This window comes from Streptomyces sp. NRRL F-5123 (assembly GCF_000721495.1).
Classification (GTDB): domain Bacteria; phylum Actinomycetota; class Actinomycetes; order Streptomycetales; family Streptomycetaceae; genus Actinacidiphila.
Window position 1 is genome coordinate 71915 of the sequence record NZ_JOHY01000020.1, and the last position, 25707, is coordinate 97621.

The 25707-nt window shown below is 75.0% G+C and carries 19 protein-coding genes; 6 read left to right on the forward strand and 13 right to left on the reverse strand.

Annotated elements, in window-relative coordinates:
* Positions 1-150: 150 nt before the first annotated feature.
* The 6 genes from IH54_RS0118845 to IH54_RS0118870 all read right to left on the reverse strand — a co-directional run bounded on the left by IH54_RS0118845 (position 151) and on the right by IH54_RS0118870 (position 6769).
* Positions 151-1263: a serine hydrolase domain-containing protein gene (locus IH54_RS0118845; RefSeq protein ID WP_234343614.1), complete on the reverse strand. Its 1113-nt coding sequence runs from the start codon at positions 1261-1263 to the stop codon at positions 151-153.
* A complete protein-coding gene (locus tag IH54_RS0118850; RefSeq protein ID WP_031518239.1) occupies positions 1260-2189 on the reverse strand; it encodes a DUF6895 family protein in 930 nt (309 codons plus the stop codon). The genes IH54_RS0118845 and IH54_RS0118850 overlap by 4 nt, the downstream gene beginning before the upstream one ends.
* On the reverse strand, positions 2186-3133 hold the full coding sequence (locus tag IH54_RS0118855) for a DUF6895 family protein (RefSeq protein WP_052397612.1): 948 nt from the start codon (positions 3131-3133) through the stop codon (positions 2186-2188). The genes IH54_RS0118850 and IH54_RS0118855 overlap by 4 nt, the downstream gene beginning before the upstream one ends.
* Positions 3130-3849: a hypothetical protein gene (locus IH54_RS0118860; RefSeq protein ID WP_234343616.1), complete on the reverse strand. Its 720-nt coding sequence runs from the start codon at positions 3847-3849 to the stop codon at positions 3130-3132. Before IH54_RS0118860 ends, IH54_RS0118855 begins: the two co-directional genes overlap by 4 nt.
* 16 nt (positions 3850-3865) lie before the next feature.
* A complete protein-coding gene (locus tag IH54_RS0118865) occupies positions 3866-4054 on the reverse strand; it encodes a hypothetical protein (protein ID WP_031518242.1) in 189 nt (62 codons plus the stop codon).
* Positions 4055-4216: 162 nt separating this feature from the next.
* On the reverse strand, positions 4217-6769 hold the full coding sequence (locus tag IH54_RS0118870; RefSeq protein WP_159011944.1) for a tetratricopeptide repeat protein: 2553 nt from the start codon (positions 6767-6769) through the stop codon (positions 4217-4219).
* Positions 6770-7116: 347 nt separating this feature from the next.
* Here IH54_RS0118870 and IH54_RS0118875 point away from each other — a divergent pair, with 347 nt between their 5' ends.
* On the forward strand, positions 7117-8190 hold the full coding sequence (locus IH54_RS0118875) for a methyltransferase (RefSeq protein WP_031518244.1): 1074 nt from the start codon (positions 7117-7119) through the stop codon (positions 8188-8190).
* Here the strand turns inward: IH54_RS0118875 and IH54_RS0118880 are convergent.
* The 5 genes from IH54_RS0118880 to IH54_RS0118900 form a co-directional block, all read right to left on the reverse strand.
* Entirely contained in the window at positions 8179-8793 is a 615-nt protein-coding gene (locus tag IH54_RS0118880) for a histidine phosphatase family protein (protein ID WP_031518245.1), read from the reverse strand. The two genes, IH54_RS0118875 and IH54_RS0118880, sit on opposite strands and share 12 nt — an antisense overlap.
* Positions 8794-9133: 340 nt before the next feature.
* Complete coding sequence (locus IH54_RS0118885) at positions 9134-9682, reverse strand: hypothetical protein (RefSeq protein ID WP_031518246.1); 549 nt, start codon at positions 9680-9682, stop codon at positions 9134-9136.
* A gap of 491 nt (positions 9683-10173) precedes the next feature.
* Positions 10174-11664, reverse strand: a complete 1491-nt coding sequence (locus IH54_RS0118890; RefSeq protein ID WP_052397615.1) for a hypothetical protein — start codon at positions 11662-11664, stop codon at positions 10174-10176.
* A gap of 281 nt (positions 11665-11945) precedes the next feature.
* A complete protein-coding gene (locus tag IH54_RS0118895; protein ID WP_052397616.1) occupies positions 11946-12920 on the reverse strand; it encodes an oxygenase MpaB family protein in 975 nt (324 codons plus the stop codon).
* A gap of 113 nt (positions 12921-13033) precedes the next feature.
* Positions 13034-14458 carry an FAD-binding oxidoreductase gene (locus IH54_RS0118900; RefSeq protein WP_031518249.1) on the reverse strand — a complete coding sequence of 475 codons (1425 nt, stop codon included), beginning with the start codon at positions 14456-14458 and terminating at the stop codon, positions 13034-13036.
* 352 nt (positions 14459-14810) lie between these two features.
* On the opposite strand from IH54_RS0118900, the gene IH54_RS0118905 reads away from it, so the two are divergent.
* The gene (locus IH54_RS0118905; RefSeq protein WP_199923414.1) at positions 14811-16010 is read left to right on the forward strand and encodes an esterase/lipase family protein; all 1200 of its coding nucleotides are present in this window, start codon (positions 14811-14813) and stop codon (positions 16008-16010) included.
* Here the strand turns inward: IH54_RS0118905 and IH54_RS0118910 are convergent.
* Positions 15965-16648, reverse strand: a complete 684-nt coding sequence (locus tag IH54_RS0118910) for a lysophospholipid acyltransferase family protein (RefSeq protein ID WP_031518251.1) — start codon at positions 16646-16648, stop codon at positions 15965-15967. The genes IH54_RS0118905 and IH54_RS0118910 overlap by 46 nt on opposite strands.
* A gap of 181 nt (positions 16649-16829) precedes the next feature.
* Between IH54_RS0118910 and IH54_RS0118915 the strand changes: the two genes are divergently transcribed.
* The 4 genes from IH54_RS0118915 (at position 16830) to IH54_RS42480 (ending at position 24030) form a co-directional block, all read left to right on the forward strand.
* The gene (locus IH54_RS0118915) at positions 16830-18095 is read left to right on the forward strand and encodes a beta-ketoacyl-[acyl-carrier-protein] synthase family protein (RefSeq protein WP_031518252.1); all 1266 of its coding nucleotides are present in this window, start codon (positions 16830-16832) and stop codon (positions 18093-18095) included.
* A gap of 654 nt (positions 18096-18749) precedes the next feature.
* The gene (locus IH54_RS0118920) at positions 18750-20981 is read left to right on the forward strand and encodes an MMPL family transporter (protein WP_052397617.1); all 2232 of its coding nucleotides are present in this window, start codon (positions 18750-18752) and stop codon (positions 20979-20981) included.
* A 65-nt stretch (positions 20982-21046) separates the two neighbouring features.
* Positions 21047-21985 (forward strand): acyl-ACP desaturase, encoded by a 939-nt coding sequence (locus tag IH54_RS0118925; RefSeq protein WP_031518254.1) that lies wholly within the window; start codon positions 21047-21049, stop codon positions 21983-21985.
* A 161-nt stretch (positions 21986-22146) separates the two neighbouring features.
* Positions 22147-24030, forward strand: a complete 1884-nt coding sequence (locus IH54_RS42480; RefSeq protein ID WP_063762326.1) for a serine/threonine-protein kinase — start codon at positions 22147-22149, stop codon at positions 24028-24030.
* A 103-nt stretch (positions 24031-24133) separates the two neighbouring features.
* Here IH54_RS42480 and IH54_RS43375 read toward each other — a convergent pair.
* Positions 24134-25707 (reverse strand): isocitrate lyase/PEP mutase family protein (locus tag IH54_RS43375; protein WP_052397623.1); only part of this gene is annotated, 1574 nt, incomplete at its 5' end.

The window sequence follows — 25707 nt, forward strand, 5'->3', positions numbered from 1 at the left end:
CGCATGCGTACGGCAAGGACGCACGGCATATGCACATGCCGAAAACTTTGCCCAGCTTTGCCGAATTTTGGCGTCAATGCCAAGCTCTGATGGTTTTTGCGGCTCTATCGGGCTATTTCTCGGCACGCCGGGTGGACGCGGCTCCGATGATCACAACGCCGTGAGGGCGTGCAGCAGCCCGTACGAGGCGCCGACGATCGCGGTCAGCCGGTCGTGCCGGGTCGCGAAGCCCGCGACGGCGGTGCGGGTCGCCGGGTGGAAGCCCAGGAAGCACTGCTGGCCGAAGGTCGCGCCCGCGTGGAAGAGCAACGGGCCGCCGGGCGCCGGGTGCTGGTACCACGTCAGGGTGTGCACCTCGCCGCGGTGCCGGGGCGTGCGGCGGCGCAACTGCGGGATCTGCACGTCGCGCAGCGCCCCCGCCTTCGGGTCGAGCAGCGCCTCGGCGTACGCGAGCAGGTCCGCGGGGGTGGCGAGCAGGCCGCCCGCGGGGCTGAAGGCCGCCATGTCGACGGCGGGCATCGGGGTGCGGCCGTCACCGCGGTGACCGGTCGCCGCACCAGCCGCACCAGCCGCAACGCCCGCACCGTCCGCGCTCGGGCCGAGTGCGGCGCCGGTCAGGCCGAGCGGGCGCAGGACGCGGCGGGCCAGCAGCTCGGCGTACGGGGCGCCGCCGGCGTGTTCGAGGACGGGGCCGAGCAGGGCGATGCCGAGGTTGGAGTAGTGCCAGCGGGTGCCGGGCGCGTGCCGCGGGCGGGCGGCGGCGAGGGCGGCGAGCAGGCGCTCGCGGGTGTAGCCCGCGTAGCCGTTGGTCTGCGGGTGCAGGATCGCCGGGGCCAGCAGGTCGCGGGGCACGCGGGGCAGGCCCGAGGTATGGGTCGCGAGGTGGCGCAGGGTGATGCGGTCGGCGGCGGCGCCGTACGTGCCCGTGCCCGCCCCCGCGCCCGTATCCGTACCCGCGGCCGGGAGGTGGGCGGCGAGCGGGTCGTCGAGGGTGAGGGCGCCCGCGCGGGCGAGGTCGGCCAGCAGCAGGACGGTGAAGGTCTTCGTGAGCGAGCCGAGCCCGTACGCGAGCTGCTCGCGCCGCCCGGCGGGGCCCGTAGCCGTGCCCGTACCCGTACCGCCGGACGCGTACGTGCGGCGGCCCGCGCGGCTGACGGCGAGGACGACGTCGGGGGCCCGGACGCGGGCGAGAGCGGCCTGCATCAGGGGGACTTCGGGGGCCGTGCCGGTCTCGGCGGTCGGCGGCGGGAGGGTCGCCGTCACGCCGCCACGTCCGCGGACAGCGCGCGCGAGGTGGCCATCGCGGACGCGAACGCCGCGACCAGCGTGGGGTGGTGGACCTCGTCGAAGACCGTCGCCGGGTCGCCCTCGGGCAGCGCGCCGCGCACCGGCATCGCACCGTCCGCCCCCTGCACGGCGGCGTACCGCTCCCACACCCCGGCGTCCAGCGCGGGACGCGGCAGGCACGCGTCAACCACCAGCAACTCCCCCACCAGATCCCAGTGTTCGAGCTCCGCCCAGTCCTCCAGCCAGGCGGGCAGATAGCGCGCGAGGTAGTCGGCGACGGCGGGCGGGATGCCGTCCGGGTCCGCGCCCCAGTCGGTGAGATGGAAGACGGTGTGGGTGATGTGGTAGGCGATGTGCAGCTGCACGGTCCAGGGTTCGGGCATGCGGCCGAGCCAGGTCGCCGCGAGGGCCTGCTCACGGTCGCCGCTGGGCATCAGCCCGATCTTGCGCTCGGCGTTGAGCACGCCGAGCCGCCGGTTCGGCATCATCTCCAGGGCCTGCCAACTGACCGTCGTGCGGGCGAGGTTGATCGCCGCCTCCAGTCCGGGGTGGCGGTGGCCCAGCTCGTACAGGCTCGCGTAGATCTCCAGCGGGACGGGCGACATCGGCTCCTCGCGCTGGAGTTCGGCGAGCAGGTTGCCGCCGTCGAGCAGGTCGCGCCACGTGAAGTCCAGCAGCCGCGAGGACGCGTCGTGCTGCCGCGAGCCCGCGACTCCCTCGCGCGCGAGCACCCGCATGTTGACCGCCAACTCGCCGACGGGCTTGAGCCGTTCGACGATCCCGCGGCCGGTGGCGCGGTCCTCGTCGGTGAGCCGGAAGTGCTCGCGGTTCGCGTCCAGCCAGGCCAGCGCCCGGTCGCCGACGGCGTGCAGCAGCGCGGGGGGAGCGGCGCTCGCGGTCACGGTGTCGCCTCGCTTTCCATGGATGCTCGGGCAAGGGTGGACGCGAAGGCGGCCACGAGGGTGGAGTGGTAGCAGGCCAGGAAGATCTCGTGCTCCGTCGCGCCCGGCGGCGGCGGGTCGCCGCTCTCCGGGACGGCGCCGTCGGAGGTGCGGGCGGCGGCGAAGCGGGCCCACTGCCCGGCGTCCGGCGGGCGCCCCGGCAGGCACGCGGCCACCGCCAGGAATTCGCCCGTCAGGTCCCACAGCCGCTCCTCCGCCCAGGTGTGCGTCCAGGCGGGCAGCCACAGCCCCAGGTACGCCGCGAGGTCCGCGGGCAGCCGCTCGGGCGCACGGCCCCAGTCGGTGGTGTGGAAGACGTCGTGCGTGATCCCGTACGCGCCCTTGCGGTCCAGCGCCCACGGCTCCGGGCGCAGCCCCAGGCCGGTGCGGGCGAGGACGTCCGCGAAGTCCGCGTGCGGGGGCAGGCCGATACGGCGCTCGGCGTTGAGGACGCCGAGCGTGCGGGTGTGGTCGTCGCGGGCGACCCGCCACCGCCGCAGCGCCGTCGTCGCGCCGATCAGCTCCTCGGCCCCCGGATGCCGCAGGCCCGCGCCCGCGAAGACCCCGTACAGCTCCACCGGATACGTCGCCGCGGGCTCACCGTGCACCAGCTCGGCGAACAGCTCGCCGCCGCGCGCCTCCTTCCACGCGAAGGCGAAGAGGTCGGCGGCGGCGTCCCGGACGGCGGGCAGCGGGTGCAGGGCGGTGATGACGCGCATCAGCTCGGCCAGCTCGCCCAGCGGCTTGAGGGTGAGGTTGGGGTCGGCGTCGGTCGTGACGTCGGCGGGGAGCCGGAAGCAGGGGCGCATGGCGTCGAGCCGGCGCAGCGCCCCGCCCGCGACGTCGTCGAGGAGGTCGCGCAACCCGTCACCAGACCTGCCGGCGACCTCCTCCGCCGGGCTCACCGGGGGCCGCCGCCGGGGAAGCGGCGGGCGGCGGCGGTGTGCAGGACCACCCGGGGGTCGCCGCCGCTCATCCGGTGCACGTACACCAGGCCCGCGTCGAGCCCGAGCGTGCCGGGCACGTCCGGGGCGCGCACGAGCCAGCGCCCGACGCCCGCCGCCTGGAGCCAGTCCCGCCGCCGCACCGCCCGGACGAAGCCGCGCGCGAGGTCGTCCGTCCGCCCGGCCAGGCCCGCGGCGAGCGCGGGGGCCAGCCCCGGCAGCGAGAGGGCGGCGAGCTGGGCGGCGCGGTGCGAGAGCCGCGGCCACGGGTCGGTGCGCACCCATGTGTCGTCCCCGCCTCCGGCCGCGCCGGCGGCCGGCGCCTCGGCCGCCGCCGCGGGCAGGTACGCGCGGGACGCCTCGGCGAGCCCGCGGTAGCTCCACCACGACACGTCGGAGGCGTCCGCCCCCGGCGGGTAGGCGGCCAGCGCGTCCCGTACGAGCCGCGCGTCCGGCGCGTCCGCCCCGCCCCGCGCGGGATCGAGGCCCAGCGCGTAGGGCGCGAGCACGTCCGCGCCCAGCACCCGGATGGCGGCGAGCGCCACCCGGTCGTCCTGCGCGAGAAGGGCCGACAGCGCGTAGGAGCCGCCCTCGCCGTCAAGGGCGAGGGCGACTCCGTTGGCGACATCGGCCACCGCAGCGCTCAGGGGAGAGTTCTCCTGCGCCTGCTCGGCCAATGGTCTCCCCCTGCCGTCAGCGGTCGTCCGTCTTCACGGGCCGGGGGGTGGGGGGCGAGACGAGCAGCAGTCCTGCGAGAAGCAGGCCGCCGAAGCACTCGCGGCTGTCTCGGTAGATGCCTTCCGGTTCTGCGGAATCCAGCAGTCCTTCGACCTCGGCGGCGAGGGCCGTCGTCTCGACCGGGGCTGTCAGCTCCGTAGCCATGGGACCAACTCCTTCTTTCCGGTTGGGTCTCCAGATTGGCATTCCTGGCATATGCCCGCAAATCGGACAGCGCGTCCCAGTGCTCCCTTGGGTTCCGGCGCTGCGCCGGGCCCCGAGAGGGAGCGCTTCAGGCCGCCCGGGAGGGGTCGGCCACGGCGCCCCTCACGTCCGGACGACGGAGAAGCACATGATCCCCGACGGGGTCGGGCTGTCCGGGACGGTGCCGGGGTGGAGGCGGGTCCGGGTGGAGAGGAGGCGGTCGACGCGGTCGGCCTCGGGCAGGCGCCACTGGGCGCGGTAGGACTCGGCGGCCTGCTGCCAGGCGGCCCGCGCGGCGGCGGCGCGGCCCAAGTGGGCCTGGGCATTGCCGAGTTGTTCGAGGACGTCGGCCTCGAAGTAGACGTTGCGCCGCGTGCGGTGGATGCGGACCGCGTGCTCGTAGTGCTCCAGGGCGGAGGCCGGGTCACCGGTGCGCTGGGCGATGAAGCCGAGGTTGACGGAGGCCTCGGCCTCGGCGTCGGTCTGGTCATGGGAGCGCGCCAGGACGTACGCGGCCTGCGCGTGGGCGTGGGCCTCGGTGTAGTCGCCGACGTGGGTGGCGGCGCGGGCCGCCGCGTTGAGGGACAGGCCGATCCAGACCGGGTCGCCGATCGTGCGGAAGAGGGCCAGCGCCCGGGTCGCGTCGGCCAGCGACTGGCGGCCCTCGCCGGCGTAGTGGTCGGCGGCGGCGAGGTGGAAGTGCGCCTCGGCCAGGCAGAAGACGTCGCCCGCCGCCTCGGCCAGCCCCTTCGCGCGCCGCAGGTGGGGCAGCCCCTCCGCGTGCCGGCCCGCCCGCACGCAGGCGCCGCCGTAGCCGCAGCGCACCATGTACACCGCCTCGGGCTGCCCCTCCAGGTGCGGCAGCGCGGCCAGCGCGTCCCGCCAGGACACCAGGTCGTCCCGCATCCTGCCCCGGCGGATGCGGTACGTCATCAGGGCCCACGCCGCCTTCCAGACCACCTCGTGGCGGCCGCGGGCGACGGCGTCCTCGCGCAGCGTGCCGAGGTTGACGTACTCCGTGTCGAGCCAGGCCAGCGCCTCCGCGAGCCCCCGAAAGCGGACCGGCGCGGCCCCGGCGACGGGCTCGGGCAGCGCGATCGCCGCCCGCTGCGGGTAGAGCTGCCGCTCGGCCCGGAAGAGGGAGTGCAGGTAGAAGTCGCCGAGCCGGGCCCGCGCCGCCTCCACGTCACGCGGCGGCGCCGCCCGGCCCTGCTCGGCCGCGTACAGCCGCACGAGGGCGTGCGTGCGGTAGCGGCCCGGGGCCGGCTGCGCCACCAGGTGCGCGTCGTCCAGCTCGCGCAGCAGCCCCGCGGCCCGCTGCGCCGGCTGCCCGGTCAGGGCGGCCGCCGCCTCCGTGCCGACCTCCGCGTACGGCACGGACCCGAGCAGCGCGAACAGCGCCGCGGCCGGCGCGGACAGCGCCCGGTACGACGACTCCAGCGCCGCCCGCAGCCCGACCAGCGAGCCCTCGACCTCCAGCGCGTCCAGCCGCGCGCTCTCGTCCCGCAGCTCGGCGGCCAGGTCCGCGAGCGGGAAGCCGTCGCGGGCGCCCCAGCGCGCCGCCGCGATCGTCAGCGCCAGCGGCAGGCCCCCGCAGCGGTCGAGGATCTCCTCGGCCGCCGCGGGCTCCGCGGCCACCCGCCGGAGCCCGAGGCGGCGGCTGAGCAGATCCCGCGCGTCGTCGGCGGGCAGCGCGTCGAGCCGGATGCGGCGGGCGTCGTGCGTCGTGGCCAGCCCGTCGAGCCGCCGCCGGCTCGTGACCAGCACCGGCGTCGAGCCGCTGCCCGGGAGCAGCGGCACCACCTGCCGGGTGTCGGCGGCGTCGTCCAGCACCACCAGCATCCGGCGGCCGGCGACCATGCTGCGGTAGAGCGCCGCCTGCGCGTCGAGCGCGGGCGGGATCGCCTCCTGCGGCATCCCCAGCGCTTGCAGGAAGCCCTGCAGGGCGGTGGCCGGGTCGACGGGCGGCCCGCCGGAGTCGAAGCCGCGGAGGTTGACGTAGAGCTGGCCGTCGGGGAAGGCGTCGGCGTGGCGCCGGGCCCATTCCAGGACGAGGCTCGTCTTGCCCATTCCGCCGCCGCCGCAGACGGTGGTGACGGCGGCGGACTCGCCGCGGGGGGCGGGGGCGGTGGAGTACGTGTGGTGGGCTCCGGCGTGGTGCGGGCCGTGCTCCCTGCGGTGGTCCTCACCGGGTTTGCCGTGCGTGCCGGGTTTGCCGTGCGTGCCGGGTGCGCCGCCCGGCTCGTCCGCGCGTGCCAGCAACTGCGCGGAGATCCGCCGCAGTTCCTCTTCCCGGCCGGTGAAATGCCGTGTACCGGCGGGTAATTGCCGCGGAATCGGGACGTCGGGCGGCGGGCTCTTGACCCGCGGCATCAGCGGCGGGGACGGGACCTGGCGGGCGGCCCCGCGGCGCGTGCCGGACACCACGTCACGCCACTGCTCCCGCCACGCCGCCGGATCCCCGCCGCAGGCCTCGACGTAGGCGAGGGCGACGTCCAGGGTCGGCAGGGCGCTGCCGCCGGCGGCACGGGCGAGGGTCGAGGCGGAGTAATGTGCCGCGCGGGCCATCGTCCGGTAGGACGGCGCTCCGGCGGACTGCCGTAAGGCACGTAACTGCGCGGCGAATTCGGCCACCGGCCCGGCACCGGGGTCCACGGCTCGTTCTGGGCGTCCCACCAGCCTCCCCCAGACCACTAGCCCGTCTTTGTCTCATCTCCCGCGACAATTCTGCCTGACAAATCAATGTACGGACATGCTGGGACGCAAACCCGCCACCCAGGTGTCGCCGACATGACCGGTCCGCGACGCGCGAGACCGCAGGGTGCTGACGGGGCTACGTGTCGTAGGGAGTTGCGATGTCGGGGAACCCGCTCGGGAACCAGTCGGGGAGCGCCTCGGAGAACACGCAGGGGAGCACGTCGGGGAATCTGCCGGAGAGCCGGCCGGAGAACGGGCAGGCGGCGAACGCCCGCCCGGCGCAAGGCCGTCGGACGGCTCCGGGGAATCGGAGCGCGCATCAGAAAATGCCGCCGGCCCGGCTGGTGCGGATCGTCGAACGGCTGCGGGAAAGCGTGTTCCGGCTGCACCAGAAGATGATGCCGCCCCCCGTGACCATGCTGGAGCTGATCACCGCGGGGATGGTGAGCCAGGCGATCCAGGTCACCGCCACCCTCGGCATCGCGGACGTGCTCGCCGACGGCCCGCGCACCCCGGAGGAGATCGCCGAACGGGTCGGCGCGCACCCCGACGGCGTCAACCGGCTCCTGCGCGCGCTGGCGAGCCACGGCGTCTTCCGCGCCGACCGCTCCGGCCGCTTCGCGTTAACCCCGCTCGCGAGCACGCTGCGCTCGGACGCGGAGACGCCGATGCGCTCGATCGCGATGTTCACCAACGCGCCGGAGCAGCGCGAGCACTGGTCCTATCTGCTGGACGCGGTACGCACCGGCGAGCCGGTCATGGAGAAGGTCCGGGGGGTCGACGTCTGGACGTTCTTCGAGAAGAACGAGGAGCTGGCCGGCGTCTTCAACAACGCGATGACCGACTTCTCGAACTTCACCCTGGCACCGGTCACGGCCGCCTACGACTTCTCGCCCGTCACCTCCGTCGTGGACGTCGGCGGCGGGCAGGGCGCGATGCTCGCCGCGATCCTGGCGCGGGCACCGCGTGCGAAGGGCGTCGTGTTCGACCTGTCGTCGGCGGTGGCGGGCGCGGAGGACACGCTGCGGGCGGCGGGCCTCGCCGACCGCGGCTCGGTCGAGGCGGGCTCGTTCCTGGAGCAGGTGCCGGAGGGCGGCGACTGCTACCTGCTGAAGAACGTCATCCACAACTGGCCCGACAGGGAGGTGGCGTTGATCCTGCGCAACATCCGCCGCGCGATCGCCCCCGGCGGCCGCCTGCTGATCGTCGAACTCGTCATCCCGGAGGGCAACGGCCCCCACCCCGGCAAGCTCTCCGACCTCGACATGCTCCTCCTCGTCGGCGGCCGCGAACGCACCGAGGCCGAATGCCGCACCCTCCTCACGCAGGCCGGCTTCCACCTCGACCGCGTTGTCCCGACCGCTTCCCCGCTCTCCGTCCTGGAGGCGTCACCGGTCTGAAGCCCGCTGTGCGGCGTTCAGGGTGTTCCAGGCGGATATGCACGGCCGGCCGTCCTCCGCGGCCAGGATGCCGAGGGTGCCGGGGTGCGGGTGGCCGAGCAGGCGGCTCTCGGACGCGTCGAGGCCGAGCCAGCGCACGGCGAGGACGCGCGCGAGGTGGCCGTGCGCGACGACGGCGACGTCCCCGCCGTCCAGCAGCGGCCGGACGCGGTCCAGCACGGCGTCCGTCCGCGCGGCCACCTCCGCCAGCGTCTCGCCGGGGTGCTGGGCGTCGCCCGGCACGACCCCGTCCCGCCACAGGTCCCAGCCCGGCCGCGCCGCCCGGATCTGCTCGGCGGTCAGCCCCTCGTAGCCGCCGTAATCCCACTCCAGCAGATCCGGATCGGCCTCGACCCCGACCAGCCCGGCAAGCTCCGCCGTCCGCACGGCCCGGCCCAGCGGACTGCTGAACACGGCCGCGAACCGCCGCCCTGCCAGCCGCACCCCCAGCCCCCTGGCCGCCGCCTCGCCCGCTTCCGTCAGCCCGACATCCGTCCGGCCGGCATGCCGCCCCGACAGGCTCCACTCGGTCTGCCCGTGCCGGATCACCATCAGCTCACCCATGGGCGGACACGTTAGCCACCGGCGGGAATCCCCGTCCCACGGGATCCGCCGCTCACGGGATCGGCCCGGCACGCCCTAACATCCCGGGCCATGGCGATGTTCGTGCACCTCACCTCGGCCGGGACCACCCCTTCACCGTCGTGAGCCGCGACCTCCTGGAAGCCCTCCGGTCCGGGAACTGGCAGCCCCCTCAGCCGTGAACCGTGCCGACTCCGCTGCGGGGCCGGTCACCGGCAAGCTCCCGCCCGTCCTGGCCCCGCGGCGGACCGCCCGGCCGGGAACGCGACGGGCCGCCCGCCCCCGGAAGTCGGGGGCAGGCGGCCCGGCGTGGAGCGGAGCGTCAGTTGCCGATGCGCGGCAGGCCCGACAGCGGGCCCGGCAGAGCGGTGTTGGTCTGCTGGGCGCGCATCAGGGCGACGACCGCGCCGACCGCGGCCAGGATCAGGCTGATCCAGAAGCCGAAGGCGTGGCTGACGATGTCGCCGAAGTCGTCGTGCGCGAAGATCGCGATGACGTAGAGCACGAAGCTCACCGCGAAGCCCACGAAGGTGATCATGCGCGGGGCCGCGGGCAGCGAGACGGTCGGCACGAAGAGGCTCAGCGCCAGCACGGCGGCGGAGGCGACGCCTATCGCCATCGCGAACCAGGCGATGAAGAAGCCGTGGTCGAAGTTCCAGGCGTTCCAGTCCTGGCTGTAGTGCGCGCCCATGATGTTCGCGGACGCCGACTCGTAGGCGAAGAAGGAGAAGATGAAGAGAAGGGCCCCGGCTCCGAGAATCACCCAGTCGAGGCGATTGACGGATGCGGGGTCGAACGAGCCCCCGGGCCGGCCGCCCGCGTTCGGCGGCGGAGCCGGCGGGCCAGGGGGCGGCGGCACCTCGTACGTCATGGCGTGTTGTCTCCCTGCGCGTTTGAGCTATTTGTCAGTCGGCCGCTGAGACTAGCGCCTGACGTGTCCCACGTCAGCTCATCGCACAGCGTTGTGAGCGGTGACCCGAATGAGCGTGGAGCTACGCCAGAAACGGCTGGGGCGAGAGTTCCGGTGGCGTATCCGGGGGAATGAGCAGCACTTCCGCATTTGCCCCCCGGTAAATCCGAGCGGGCGTTCGGATGGCCATGGGCGTACGTCAAGTCCTCATGATCTTGGTGCAATTGGGGCGTAAAGCACGGTTGTGGGGTAGGAGGGACTCCGTTTGTCACGGCCGGGTCCGGAATGCCGCCGTGAAGTCGCCGCTGCGACGACGGCGTTCGGATCGTTACGAAAGCGTGCCGGTTTCCGGGCCGGGCCGCACCCGACCGCCCCGCGCACCACTCCCCGCCGCCCCGCGCACCGCTCCCCGCCGCTCCCGCACCCCGTTCCCCGGCCCCCTTCGCGCGCGGCTACTCGTCGCTCTCCGCGCGGCTCCACTCCCCCGCCGTCACGGCCGTGAGCGCCCCGTCCCGTACGGCCAGGGTCCCGCCCGCCAGGACGAGGTGCGCCGGGCCCGTGAACGCGGCTCGGTTCAAAAGGAGTTCCGCCGGGTCGAGGCCCTCCAGCGTCGCCGACCGCCACCGCTCCCCGCCGTCCGCGGGCGGCGGTACGGCCAGGTGCACCAGCAGTTCGCCCTGCCCCTCGCGGCTGCCCCACCTCCGGGACTGGCGCTCGTACGACAGCGCCCGCAGCCGCGCCTCGGGCGGGATGTCCGCGGGTACGGACGGCGCCGCCGGCTCCGGCAGCAGGCCGGGCAGCTCCGGCCGGTGCCGCACCATTTTCAGGCCCTCGCGGAAGACGGGCACCATCTCCGGGCCGCCGCGCCGGAACCACTCCTCGGTCAACTCCCGGTAGGCCGCGTCCCGCCGCCGCCACGAGCGGTGCGCGCCCGCAGCGATCACGTCCGAGCCCGCCCCGGCGAAGGTGCGGTGCAGCGCGGCGAGCGGGGACTTGTGCGCCGACGAGGAGAACCTGGCCCGGCGGACGGTGACCATCGCCCAGCGCATGAGCGCGGCGGCGGTGTCGGCGTTCCGGCCCACGATGACGTACGGGGGGCGGCGCGCCCCGGGGCGCCGGAAGCGGCTGTCGGGCGGCACCGTCGCATCGGCGCGGCGGCCGGAGGGGGACAGATGCCAGAAGGTGTCCTCGACGGCAAGGTCAGCGGCCGCCGCGCGCAGCACGCCCCGGGTGCCGAGGCCCAGGGCCCAACCGCCCCCCTCCGCAGCCACGGTGACGCTGCGGGCGTCGGCGATGTCGACGTCGACGTCGGTGACGCCCGTCAGGAGGACGGCGAAGGACGCGAAGTTGTCCGGCCTGGCGTCGGGCGCCGGGTAGCGGCGGGGGACGCGAACCGCGAGGCGGGCGTCCAGCCGGTCGCCGCTGTGCTCGATGACGAAGGAGCGCAGGTCGGCCGCGTCCAGGTCGTAGTCGCCGGGCAGGGCGTCGACGATCTGCGCAGTCAGCGGCTCGTGCGTCGGCCGGACTTGCCCGGCGTAGTCGCGGTACCGCCCCGGCGGGGCCTGCGGCGGCAGCCGGAAGGGCACGGTGAGCCCGGCGGCGGCCGCACGGTCCCGTATCCACTGCTGCCGCGACTCGCCGAGGTCGGCCATCCACCGCAGCGCCGTACGCGCGTGGAACTCCCGCGTCCAAGGCGTCGCGGACTCGGCGGCACGGAAGAACGGCAGGGTGTTGTTGTCCCAGACGTCCGCGGTGCGGACGAGCAGCTGCCGGTCGAAGCGGCGGGCGTCGGCGCAGGCGCCGACGATCTCCCACGACTGGTCCACGAGCGCCCCGAGCACCGCGAGCGAGGATCCCTTGCGCAGGCCGGCGGCGGGGACGGGGTCGGGTACAGGAGCGGACGCGGGCGCGGGCGCGGGCGCGGGCGCGGGATCCGGGGTCATGCGGGGATGGTCGCACGGAGCGGCGGGCTCCGCGCCGGTGCGGGCGGACCGCGGTGGGCCGGAGGCCTGGCGCCTGCCGCGTGGGGCCCGCGCTCCCGTGGGCGAACTGCCCTGCGGCAGCGCCCTCTCACCGCGGCGGGCCCGCGCGCCGCGGCGGCACGGCTGCACGGCTGCCCCGCGGGACGGCTGCCCGACGAGGCGCCGCACGGCGGGACGGCGCCCGACGGCACGGCCCGCGGCGGGACGGCCCGCGGCGCCCGCCCAGCCCCGCGCCCGCTCCCTCAGGGCGCCCCCACCCGCTCCCGCGGGCGGCGCGCGGAGTAGCGGGACCGGGCCTCCTCGACGGTCAACGTCACCGCCTCCGCGGGGGGTTGCGCCGAGAAGTGCTCGCGCAGGACGTGGCCGCAGGTGGGGGCGATGGACGTGGTCAGGGGCACGGCGAGGGCGGGCCGGGCGGTCAGGCGCATCGCCCGGCGCAGCAGTGGGCGGCCCAGCCGTACGGCGGCGGCGGTCGCCCGCGGGCGCGGGAAGCCGGTGACGCGCCAGAACCAGTCCGGCATCGTCGCGACGGTCAGCGCGGCGGTGACGCGCGACACCGCGCCCAGGCGCGGCCCGACGCTGCTCAGCGGCGGCCACAGCAGGTAGCGCATACCGTCGTTCGCGCGCTCCGACGTGCACAGGCCGTGCCGCAACCCGGCGTAGTAGGCGGCGACTTCGGCCCGAGAGCGCGGCACGTCGGCGGGCGAGCAGGTCTGGAGCCCGGCGGCGGTCGCGCACTCGGCCCAGTAGCGGCGGTCCTCGGTGTGGCTCAACCGGCCGGGCCCGTAGGCCTCGTAGCACGCCTGCATCGACTCCCACGCGACGATGTGCACCCACAGCTGCGAGTCAGGGCTGTTGGCGCCGTAACGGCGGCCGGTCACCGGGTCGGTGCCGGTGACGCGGGTGTGGATGCGGGTGACGGCCTCGGCAGTGCGGACCGCGGTACGGGCGTCGCCGAGCGCGATGGTGAGCAGGTAGCCGAAGGTCTGGTCGAAGCGGCCGTGCGGGTTGCGGTACATGCCGCCGCTGTCGGCGGCGGCCGCGGCGAGCAGCGGGTCGAGGTGCTCCAGGACGATGGCGCGCTGGAAGCCGACCAGCGAGGTCGGCGCCGCCCACACCTTCCAGCTGACCGAGTCCGGCCCGAACAGGCCGTGGTCCAGGGCGCGCAGCGGTCCGCGCTGCACGGCGGTGAGGGTGGCGGCGGGGGCGGGGCGCATCACGGGCTCCGGGCTGGGATCGGTACGGGGAACGGAAGGGGGGTCTGTGCGGGTGGCAGTACGGGGGTCGGTGCGGGGTTCAGGGCCGGGGTCGGTGCGGGGTTCAGGGCCGGTCACCACGCGTTCCACTCCGCTCCGTCGGGCGCGCACCGCGCGAAGTCGCCGTCCGCTTCCGCGTAATGCGTCCAGAACTGGTTCCGGAAGGTGAACTCCGGGTCCAGCTTGGCCTTGTAGCGGAAGAAGTCGTCAATTGCCGGGTAGGCCCGCCGCAACTGCTCGGGCGCGGCGTAGCGGTGGTAGCTCAGGTAGTACGTGCCGCCCACGTCGAGCGCGCAGTCCAGCAGCGCGCGCATGACGTGCACGGTGCGGGCGATGGCGGCCCCGTCGAGCGGCTGGCGGAAGTAGACGACGGCGGCGACGCGGTCCTCGGTCGCGTACGACAGGAAGGCGTCGGTGTTGCGGGGTACGAAGCGCATCGTCGTGTTGAGCAGCTGGAACCTTTCCGCACGCAGCACCTCCCGCCCCGCGTCGAGGAATTCGGTGATGCGGTGCGCGGGCAGGAAGAACTCCTGCAGCCAGTAGCCGGACCCTTTCCGCGGGATGCTCAGCGCCTGGATCGACTCCTTGGCGACGTTGTTGCGCCGTACGGTCTCCATCCGCGCGCGGTGCTGCACCTCCCACCCGAAGCGGCGCTCGCGCATCCACGAGCTGTAGGTGCAGCCGAGGAAGAGCCCGCGCTGCTTGAGCAGATCGGTCCGGCTGAGCGGTTCGCTGCGTACGGGTTCGCGGCTGCGCCCGCCCGGGTTGAGCCGGTAGTCGACGCACAGCAGTTTCTCCCACAGCTCGGACGGGGTGACGGCGAGCCGCGCGTAATGGAAATGCACGGGGCTTTCCGCGGGTTCCGCGGTGGCGGCGGCGGTGACTTCGCGGAGCGTCCGCGGATATTCCCCGGTGGGCATCACCGCGACGCGCGACTTGCGGTATTCGTGGTTCCCGGTGAGTTCGATCGTGACGTCCAGCAGGACGCCGACGAGGCCGAGTCCGCCGAGGACGAGGCGGAAGACGTCGGGTTCGCGCTCGCGGTCGGCGGTGACGATCTCACCGTCGGCGAGCACGACCCGCAGGCTCAGGACCGTCGCGGCGAGCACGCCGGTGTCGATGTTGCGGCCGTGCGCGTTGATGCTGACCGAGCCGCCGACGGTGAAGACGCCGTAGCTCTGCGTCACGCGCGGCGACAGGCCCAGCGGGTCGAGCGCCTCACGCAGCGAGTCCCAGGTCACGCCCGCCTGGACGCGCGCGGTGCGGGCCTCGACGTCGATGTCGAGGATGCGGTCGAGGGCGCCGGTGTCGATCTGCACGGCCCCGTCCGCGAGGGTGAGGCCGCCCTGGTTCCAGCCGCCGCCGCGGATGCACACCCCCGTGCCGGTCCGGCGGGCGCGGGCGAGCACGTCGCGCACCTCGCGGGCGTCGCGCGGGCGGACCAGCCCGGCGGCCTCGGCGGCGTACGTGCGGCTGCCGTCGGTGATCAGCGTGCTCATGGTGGCAGGGCTCCCGGAACGTGTCGGCGTGGTCGGATCACGGCAATCGGAACGGCCGAATCGGCGGCCGTGGCTGTTGCGTGTGCGGTTGCGGAATGCGGCGGCCGGAGGCCGGGGGCGACACGGAGGGCGCGGTGGCGCCGCTGAACGGACGGCCGCGGTGAATTCGCGCCGTCGGTGCCGCTGTCGAGCACAGCCAACCCCAATTGACCGTACGCAACCGGGCTATTTCGGGTTTGACGCCACCAATTCACTCAACTGCCGGACGCAACCGATCAATTTGGTGGGTATCGTCCGCCAGGAGCGAGCGGAAAACCACTCCCCGGCCCGACCAGTAGGACAGGACGATCAGGTGGACGCAATTCGCAGCCAGAACGAAGCCGGCCCCCCGCACCACGCGGGCGGTGCGCCGAAGGCCGGGACAGCCGGGACGAGCGGTGCGGACCGGCCCGCCCGGACGCCGGGCGCGAGCGCCGACTGCGCCGTGCCCTTCCTGGCGGGCGACGGCACCTCGCTCAGCCTGGTCAACGTCCGCGGCCGGCACGCCCCTACCCGCGGCCCCGTCCTGCTCGTGCACGGCGCGGGGGTGCGCGCCGCGACCTTCCGGCCGCCCACCGGGCACACGATCGTGGACGCGCTGCTCGCCGCCGGCTTCGACGTGTGGCTGGAGAACTGGCGGGCGAGCGTCGACCGGCCGCCCGCGCCCTGGACGCTCGACGACGCGGCCGCGTACGACCACCCGGCGGCCGTCGCCGCCGTCCTGCGGCACACCGGCGCCGACCGGCTGCCGGTCGTCGCGCACTGCCAGGGCTCGACGAGCTTCGTGATGGCCCTGATCGCCGGACTGGTCCCGCAGGTCGACACGTTCGTCTCCAGCGCGGTGTCCCTGCACCCGGTCGTGCCGCGCGCCGCGGCCCGCAAACTCCGCTACCTCACCCCGCTCTTCGGCGCCGTCTCCCGCTTCGTCGACGCGCAGTGGGGCCACGCCCCGCGCGGCCTCGTCCCGCGCCTCACCTGCGCGGCGGCGGGCGCGCTGCACCGCGAGTGCGACAACGGGGTGTGCCGCATGGCCAGTTTCATGTTCGGCGCGGGCCACCCCACGCTCTGGCGGCACGAGAACCTCGACGAGGCCACGCACGAGTGGCTGCGGGACGAGTTCGGCTGGGCGCCCGTCGACTTCTTCCGCCAGATGGCGCGCTGCGTACGCCGCGGCGCCCTCGTCCCCGTCACCGCGAACCCGCTGCTGCCCGCGGACTTCACCGCCGCCGACCCCCGTACGGACGCGCGCCTGGTCTTCCTCACCGGCTCCGCCAACGCCTGCTTCGACCCGGTGAGCCAACTGCGCAGCCACGAGCACTTCACCGAGCGCCGCCCGCGCGAGGCGCACTCCCTGCACATCGTCGAGGGCTACGGCCACCAGGACGTCTTCATCGGCAAGGACGCCGCCCGCGACGTCTTCCCGCTCGTCGTCGCCGAACTCACCGGCCGGGCACCCGTGCCCGCGCCTCAGGCCGCCGTACGGGCGCGGGGCGGGGCGAACATGTCCACGTAGGGCAGGCCGCTCAACCCCTGGACGGCGTCCATGACCGCGGCGGTGAACTCCCGCGCGCTACGCAGCGGTGAGCCCTCCGGGGCGGGCGGCGGGGGGAGCGGGGCGCCGAAGCGGATCGACACCGCGCCGCGCTCCCACGCCGGCAGGCGGCGGCCGATGGGCTGCACCCGGTCGGTGCCGGTGATCCCGACCGGTACGACCGGCACCCCCGCGGCCATCGCCAGGTGCGCGACGCCCGTGCGGCCCCGGTAGAGGCGGCCGTCGGGCGAGCGCGTGCCCTCCGGGTAGACGCACACCAGTCCGCCGCCCCGCAGCACCGGCAGCGCCGCCGCGAGCGCCGCCAACGCCTCACGCCCGCCCGCTCGTTGCACCGGGATCGCCCCCAGCCCGCGCATCAGCAGCCGCATCCCGGCGCCGCTCGCGCCCGTCCCGGTGAAGTACTCCTCCTTGGCCCAGAACGTCATCCGCCGCGGCACCGCCGACATCAGGAAGTACTCGTCGCACACGGACAGGTGGTTGGCGGCGACGATTGCCCCTGTGCGGCGCGGAACATGGTGCACGCCGCCGACGTCGAGGTCCCACAGCGCGCGCAGCGGGCGGCTGCCCAGCAGCCGGAAGGTGTCGTAGAGGTAGGCCATGCCGCCTCGTCTACCGGCGCGCGCGACCGGCGGGACGCCCGACGCCCGGCATTCCGCACGGAATTCACCGCTTTGCCACAGTGCGTCGCCTGCGGACCGGGGCTGCCGCGCGGCTTGACTGAGCCCCGGTTCCCTCGCCGCGGCCGTCCCCGCCGTGGTCCGTACGTGCCAGGAGGCACAAGTGGAAAAACGTATCCGCGTCGTCGTGACCGGACTTGGTGCGACGACCCCGGTGGGCGGCGACAGCACCGCGTTCTGGCAGTCCCTGCTGGGCGGCTCCTCCGGGGTGCGGGCGCTGACCGCGCCCTGGGCGGCCGAGCTGCCGGTGCGCATCGCGGCCCCCGCCGCCCGCGACCCGGCCGGGGTGCTGGACCGGGTCGAGGCCCGGCGCCTCGACCGCTCGGCGCAGTTCGCGCTCGTCGCCGCGCGCGAGGCATGGGCGGACGCGGGGCTGGGGCGTCCCGGCTCCTGCACCGAGCCCCGCCGGACAGCCACCGTCGTGAGCTCCGCCGTCGGCGGCTGGCACACCCTGCTGGGCAGTTGGGACGCCATGACCGCGGGCGGGGCCCGCGCGGTGCCGCCCCTCACCATCCCCAAGCTCATGCCCAACGCGGCAAGTGCGCGTATCAGCATGGAATTCGGCGCGTACGGGGGCGCCCACGCCGCGGTCAGCGCGTGCGCCAGCGGGGCCGAGGCGATCGCCTGGGCCTGCGACCTCATCCGCTGCGGTCGCGCCGACGTCGTCCTCGCGGGCGGCTGCGAAGCCGTCATCCACCCGCTGGCCATCGCCGCTTTCGCCGCGATGCGGGCGATGTCGCGGCGCAACGCCGATCCCGAGGCCGCGTCCCGGCCCTTCGACGCCGACCGCGACGGGTTCGTCCTCGGCGAAGGTGCGGGCGTGCTCGTCCTGGAGTCCGCCGCCCACGCCGCGCGGCGCGGCGCCCGCGTCTACGCCGAGGTGGCCGGGCACGGTGCCTCCGCCGACGCCCACCACCTCGCCCAGCCCGACCCCGCCGGACGCGGTGTCGCCGAGGCGCTCGCCGCGGCACTCGCCGACGCGGACGCCTCCCCGTACGACATCGCCCACGTCGCCGCCCACGCGACCGCGACCCCCGCGGGGGACCTCGCCGAGGCCCGCGCCCTCGCGGGCGTCCTCGGACCCGCGGCCGTCCGGCACGCCGGGGTGACCGCGACGAAGTCCATGACGGGGCACATGCTCGGCGCCTCCGGCGCGGTGCAGACGATCGCGGCGGTCCTCGCCCTCCACGAGCGGGTGGCTCCCCCCGTCCTCAACCTCTCCTCGGTCGACCCCGAGATCCGGTCCCTCGGCATCGACCTCATCCGCGACAAACCCCGCGAGCTCCCTTTCGACGGCCCGCTCACCGCCCTCAGCAACTCCTTCGGCTTCGGCGGCCACAACGTGGTCCTCGTCCTGCGCACACCGTGAGCCCCGGGGCTCACGGTGAGCTTGCGGCTTCCCCGCCGCGCAGGGGCCCACGCCTGACGGCGCGGGGGGTGCCCACGCCTGACGGCGCGGGGGTGCCCACGCCTGACGGCGCGGGGTGTCTCCCACCCCCACCACCCGTGCGGGTGGTAGCGAAAACTTCTGTCGACCTGTGGGGGTGCGCCACCGTCGGGGGCGAACCGCAGTCCCTCACGCCTCCACCCCCACCGGCAGGCAGCCGCCCACCAGACGCCGGGAGGGGGACGATCCGGGGGTGCCCCCGCAGGAATGCGCTTCCCAGCCCCTTCACGGCTACGGAAGAGGGCGAACGCGCATTCCGAGGAGGTACCCCCGGAGTGGCACCCGACCCACCCACGCCGGGCGGCGAGGTGCCCCGCCGGGTACACCAGGGGCGCGTGGGGGCACCTCCCAGGCGAAGCTCTGGGGGAGAACTGCGCGAACAACCCCCACCAAGGGAAGGTCGCGCGGGACACCGCAACAGGCACCCCGTAGCGCCCCCTTGCCCCGCGAGCAGCGCGGATTGCCACCGCTCGGGTGACCGTGGGAGGCAAGCCCGGTGGCGGCGCGACAAAGTGCGGGGCGCCACGGTAAGAAGCGTCAAGTGCGTACGTTTTGCCACCTCATGGGTGGAATCCGATGACCGAGGTCCACGCGGCGCCGGGCCGCGCAAGGCCCGAGACCCACCTACCGAACCGCACCCCGCGGGGCCCGCGGGCTTCGCGGGCATGGCGCAGACCATGGCTCACCCTCGTCCTCGCGGCGCTCCTCGCCGCCTGCGCGGCGGCCGGCTCCTACGGCCTGAAGGACCACCTCTCCCTCGGGGGTTACATCGCGGACGACGCCGAGGCGGGCCACGCCGACAGCTGGCTGGACGCCCACTTCGGCGCGGGCGAGCCGCAACTCCTGCTGCTGGCCCGCGCGGAGAGCGGGACCGTGGACACGGCGGAGGCAGCCGCGGAGGGACGCCGGATCACCGCCGGGCTCGCGGCCGCTAAGGACGTCACCGCCGTCCACGCGTACTGGAACTCCCCCACGGATGAGCTGCGTTCGCCCGACCACCGGGAAGCGCTGCTCACCGTACGGCTGCGCGGCGACGACACGCAGGCGACGTACGCCTCGGAGCGGCTCGTCAGGGACTTCGCCGGGCGGCACGGGCCGCTGACGCTCTCCGCGGCCGGGCCGGGGCCGACGCGTACCGAGATCGTCGCGCAGACGCGGCATGACGTGGCGCGGGCCGAATTCCTGGGCGGGCCGCTGACGTTGCTGATCCTCGTGATCGCGCTGGGCTCGCTCGTGGCGGGCATGCTGCCGGTCGCGGTGGGCGGCGTGGCGGTCGCGGGTGCGCTGCTCGTGCTGCGGCTCTACGCCGCCTTCGCGCCGGTGTCGATCCTGACGATGAACCTGACCACGTCGCTCGGCTTCGGTCTGGCCGTGGACTACTGCCTGCTGATCGTGAGCCGTTACCGGGAGGAGTGCGTGCCGGGGCGGGTGCGCGAGGAGGCGGTCGCGGCGGCGGTCCGCACCGCGGGGCGGACCGTGCTGTTCTCCGCGCTGACCGTCGCCTCGTGCGCGGCGGCACTGCTGCTCGTGCCGCTGTACTTCCTGTCCTCGATGGCGGTCGCGATCATCGCCGTGACGCTGCTGGCGGCGCTGTGCGCGGTCGTGCTGCTGCCCGCGCTGCTCCTGCTGGCCGGTGGCGTACTCGACCGGTTCGACCCCTTCGCGCCGCTGCGCCGCCGCCTGGCGGCGCGCTTCGGCAGCCCCTGGCACCGCGTCGCGCACACCGTGATGCGGCGGCCGCTGCTGTGGCTCGCGGCGGTGGGCGTGCTGCTCGCCGCGCTCGCGGCGCCCGCACTGGGCGCGCGGGCGACGATCAGCGACGAGCGCGTGCTCGCCCCCGACTCGCCCGTGCAACAGGCCTCGCAGCGCGTCGACCAGGCTTTCGACGCGCGGGCCCTGCGGCCGGTCCGGCTGGTCCTGCCGGGTCAGCCGGGCCGGGCCGCGTCCCGCTACCTCGCGGACGTGTCCGAACTGCCGGGCGTCGTCAGCGTCACCGGCCCCACGGGCGTCCTCGTGCACGGCAGGGTCGTGGACGACGACGCCGCGAGCATCCGCCGCCACACCGCGCCGGGCGGCGCGTACGCGGAGGTCGTCACGGCGGGCGCGTACGACTCCGAGCAGGTACAGCACCTGGTCGGTACGCTGCGCGCCGAGAAGCCCGACCCGCGCGTCATGGTGGGCGGCTACGCGGCGAGCGTCACGGACACGAAGGACGCGATCACCTCGCGGCTGCCGTGGGTGCTCGGCGTCGTCGGGTGCTGCCTGGCCTTCTTCCTCTTCCTCTTCACCGGCAGCGTGGTGGTGCCGGTGAAGGCGCTCGCGATGTCCGCGCTGAGCCTGGCCGCGACGCTCGGCTTCCTGGTGTGGGTCTTCCAGGACGGCCATCTGCGGTCCGTGCTGGGGGACTTCACGGTCGACGGGCGGCTGGAGATCTCCACGCCGGTGCTCGCGGGCGTCATCGTCTTCGTCCTGACCGTCGACTACGAGGTCTTCCTGCTCTCGCGCGTGCAGGAGGAATACCGCGCGTCCGGCGACATGCGCGCGGCGGTCGCGCACGGGCTGAGCCGCACCGGGGGCCTGCTGACCTCCGCCGCGCTCGTGCTGTCCGTGCTCATGGCGATGATGGCCGCCTCGCGGGTCGAGGTCACCAAACTCTTCGGCGTGGGTGTCGCGTTCGCGCTGGTCCTGGACGCCGTGGTGATCCGCGCGCTGCTCGTGCCCGCCGTCATGAAGCTCGCGGGCCGCGCCAACTGGTGGGCTCCGCCCGTCCTTGCGCGCGTGCACGCGCGACTCGGCGTGCGCGCCTGAGCCGCTGCTGACCCCCTTCCTCCCGTCCCCCGGTACTTCACGAAGCGAGGCATTCCGTGCCGTCCGTGTCCGACATCGCGCCGCCGCACGTCCGGGTGCTCCACGAGCTGGAGCCCGTCGTCGAGGCCAACCTCAACCGCCATCTGGCCCTGGCGAAGGAGTGGTTCCCACATGCGTACGTGCCCTGGTCCGCGGGCGCCGACTACGACGGGCCGCTCGGCGGCCGGGCGTGGGCACCCGCGGACTCCGCGCTGCCGGGCGCGGCCCGTACCGCCCTGGTGGTCAACCTGCTCACCGAGGACAACCTCCCCAGCTACCACCGGCAGATCGCGACGCTCTTCGGCAGGGACGGCGCGTGGGGCACCTGGGTCGGCCGGTGGACGGCCGAGGAGGGCCGCCACGGCACCGCGATCCGCGACTACCTGCTCACCACCCGCGGGGTGGACCCCTGCGCGCTGGAACGTTCGCGCGTGATCCACATGACCCAGGGCTTCAGCTCCCCGCACGAGGACGACCCCGTGCACGCCATCGCCTACGTCACCCTCCAGGAGCTGGCCACCCGCATCTCGCACCGCAACACCGGGCGCATCAGCGGCGATCCGCGCTGCGAGGCGCTCCTCACGCGCATCGCAGCGGACGAGAACCTGCACATGGTCTTCTACCGCAACCTGCTCGGCGCGCTGCTGGAGATCGCGCCGGACGCGGCGGTGCGCGGGCTGCGCGACGTCGTCACCGACTTCCGGATGCCGGGCCACGGCATCGACAACTTCGCCCGCCAGGCCCGGGAGCTGGCGTACGCGGGGGTCTACGACCTGCGCATCCACCACGACGAGGTGCTGCTGCCGCTGCTGCGCCACACCGGTGTCCTGCAACTGGCAGGGCTCACCGGCGAGGCCGCCCGCGCGCAGCAGGAGATCGGCGACCACCTGGCCCGGCTCGACGCTTCCGCCGCCCGTTTCGAGAGCCGCCGCGCGGCCGTCCTGTCCACGGCGGCGCGCGCCTGAGCCGCCGCCGCCCGGGTGTTCTGTGACCGTGCTCTGACGCCACTCGTATCGTTTCGTGGCTCAACTATCCCTATGCTGTGCCCGGTTCGGGAGTCGAGAGCGGAGGCGTGCCCCGGCGACGGCGCAGGCCGCCGGGCGGGGACGCGGAACGGGGGTTTCCCATGCCCGGCAGGGAGAGCGGCGGACGCGAGGGCGCGGACGCGGAGGGCGCCGGCGACGCGGAAGCCACGGGCGGCGCCGAAGGCACGGTCAAGCCGCTGTCCGCCGGGGACCCGCGCCGGATCGGCCCGTACCGCGTGCTCGGGGTGCTCGGCGCGGGCGGGATGGGGCGGGTGTTCCTCGCCCGCTCCGAGGGCGGTCGCGCGGTCGCGGTGAAGGTCGTGCACCAGGAGTACGCCACGGACACGCGCTTCCGGGCCCGCTTCCGGCGGGAGATCGCGGCCGCCCGGACGGTCGGCGAGCGCCACACCGCGCCCGTCCTCGACGCGGACCCGGACGCCGAACCGCCCTGGGTGGCCACCGGCTACGTCGCAGGCCTCTCCCTGGAGCAGGTGGTGCGCCTGCAGGGCCCCCTGCCCGCGTCGTCCGTCCACGCACTCGCGGACGGCATGCTGCGCGCCCTCAAGGACATCCACGCCGCCGGCATCGTGCACCGCGACCTCAAGCCCTCCAACGTCATGCTCACCGTCGAGGGCGTCCGCGTCATCGACTTCGGCATCGCGCGCGCCGTGCAGTCGCCCGTCGAATCCCTGCTGACCAGCACGGGCATGGTCATCGGATCGCCCGGCTTCATGGCCCCCGAGCAGATCTCGGGCGACGGCGCCCGCCCCGTGAGCGACGTCTTCGCCCTCGGCTGCATGCTCTCCTACGCGGCGACGGGCAGGCACCCCTTCGCCCACGGCGCCACCAACCAGCACGCCGTGATGTTCCGCGTCGTGCAGGCCGAACCCGAACTCGACGCGATCACCGACGAGCCGCTGCGCGCGCTGGTCGCGCGCTGCCTGACCAAGGACCCCGACCGGCGCCCCACCGTGGACGAGCTGCTGTCCGGCCCGGACCGCCCCGTGCCCGCCGCCGCGGCCGACGCCTGGCTCCCGGCCGCCGTGGTCGTCCGGCTGGCCCGCCTCTCGGCCGGTCTGCTCGACATCGAGTCCGGGGCGGAGGCCCCTTCGGGGAAGAGCGGCGAGACGGTGCAACTCCGCGGCCCGAAGCCGACGGTGGCGGCGACGGCCGTGTCCGAGGCGCCCCCGACCCCGGCCCCGGCGCCCACCCCCACTCCGGCCGAGCCCCCGCAGCGGGCCCGCAAGCGCTCCTGGCTGATCGCGGTGGCCGTGGTCCCGGTGGTGGTGGCGGGCGGCGGCACCGCGCTGGTCCTCCTCCCGGGCGACGGCGGCAGTCCCGGGGCCTCCGCTTCCCACTCCTCGACCGCACCGCCGAGCGCCTCCAACTCCCCCTCGGCGGCAGCCGCCTCCCCCTCCGGCACGGTGTCACCCGGCACCACGGCGCAGCCCACCACCCCGCCGCCGACGCCCGCCCCCGGCAAGAACGGCAGGAACGGCCAGGACGGCAGGAACGGATCCCCGGCCCCCGCCAACCCCGGTACGGGCACGTCCCGTTCGACCTCCGGCGGCACCACCGGATCCACCACCACCTCCGGCGGCTCCACCGGCGGCGCCTCATCCCCCAAGCCCCCGTCGAGCGCCGTCCCCGCCACCTTCGTCGGCACCTGGAGCGTCCCGTCGGCGAACAGCTTCGGGAACGACCCGCAGAAGCTCGTCGTCTCCCGCGCCGCGATCGGCCAGAACGCCGTCCGCTACTCGTGGGACGTCTACGGCATGGGCCACTGCGAGTACACCGCCCGCCTCGACTCCGTCTCCGCCAACGGCAAGCAGCTCCACGTCACCTCCGGCACGATCGACCCCGCCCACTCCGGCCAGTACTGCAACGACGTCGCCGCCTCCACGTTCGTCTCCGACAGCGCGGGCACCATCCGCCGGGTCTACTCCACGTCCAACCCGAACGGCATCACGTACAACCGGACCTGACCTCGCGGGATCGGTCACCCCGAACGCACGGAGTAGGGGCCGCGAGCCGGGATCCTGCGGCACCGGGCGGGGCCTCTGCCGCCGGTGCCGCCCCGGCGGGGCTTCACGGACCCGCCAGGGCCTGCACATCCTCGTACGACAGGGGTGCCGGCTCGGGCGGGAGGGCGTCGCGGACGGCGGTCGCCGTCGTCAGGGCCGCGGAGAGGGCCGTGCGGTAGAGGAGGGAGCCGAGGCTGACGCGGCGGACGCCGAGGGCGGCCAGCGCGGGGAGGGTGGGGCCGGCCGGGGTGTGGAGGATGTTCAGCGGGACGGTGAGGGTCGCCGTCAGGGCGGCGATCGCGGCGGGATCCGCCAGGCCCGGCACGAACACCCCGTTCGCGCCTGCCTGTTCGTACGTCGCGAGCCGGGTCGCCGTCTCGCCCTGGTGGCAGCCGAGCCAGTGCGTGTCGGTGCGGGCGTTCACGAACAGCGCGGGCGCGGCCGCAGTGACGGCGGCGACCTTGGCCGCGTGCAGTTCGACGGGCGCGAGCGTGCCGTCCGCGCGGCCGTCCTCCAGGTTGACGCCCGCGGCGCCCGCCTCGTACAGCCGTACGGCCAGCTCTGCCACCTCCTGCGGATCGTCGCTGAAGCCCCCCTCGACGTCGACGCTGAAGAGGAAGCCGCCTCGCCCGAGGCGTCGGGCCAGCGCCAGGGTCTCCTCGGCCGTCGCCGCCTGCCCGTCCGGCAGGCCCGCGGCCGCCGCGACGCCCAGGCTCGTCGTGCCGACCGCCCGGAAGCCGTGGCGCGCGAGGAGCGCCGCGGACGCGTAATCCCACGCGTTGGGGAGCAGGAGCGGGGCCGCCTCGTCGTGCAGGCGGGCGAACGGGGTGCGCGGGCGGTCGAGCAGGCCCTCGGCCAGCGCGAGCGCGTGCGCCCGGCCCGGGCAGACGCGGGGCGGGGCGCCGAAGGCGAGGGGGACGGGGTGGGTGCGGTGGGCTGCCGCGAGGTCCATTCGCACGGTGTCGCCTGCGGCGATCGCCTGGCCCGCGATCCGCGTCGCGCGGGTGGCGACCCGGCGCATCTCCGCCACGGGCGGGGTCTCGCGCAGGACGCGGGCCAGGGGGACGGGGCCGCTCGCCGCGCGGGCCGGGGGGACGGCGGGGGCGACGTCCGGGGCTGAGGCGGTGGCCGTCTCGACGAGTGCGGCCGTCGCCGCGCAGGCCTGGACGAGCAGGCCGATACGGTTGGCGGCTGCCTCCAGCGCGGCCTCGTCCGCCGGGTGCGCGGGGTTCAGGAGCTGGGCCAGCAGGTGGGTCACCGCCTCGTCCGCGGCCGCCTCCGCTTGGGCGTCCGCCGCTCCGAAGTAGGGTCCGGCCACCGCGGTCACCGCCTCCGCGGCCGCGGCGGGGTCCGGCATGCCCAGCGCTTCCGCGAGCGTACGGACCACGCGGTGGCGTACCTCGCCGTCAGGCCGCGCCGCTGCCGCGCGACGCAGGGCCGCGGGCTCCAGTCGGGCCAGCTCGGCTTCCACGAGGGCGCGGCGGCGGCGGTGGGGCTCGCCGGAGCTGAAGCGGGCGACGGTGGAGCGGAGCCGTGCGGTGCCCGTGCCGGGGGCGGGGGTGTGTCCGGGCCCGGGCCCCGGGGCGGGGGCGGCCCCGCGGGGAGGGGCCGACCCGCGGGCGGGGGCGGGGGCGGGGG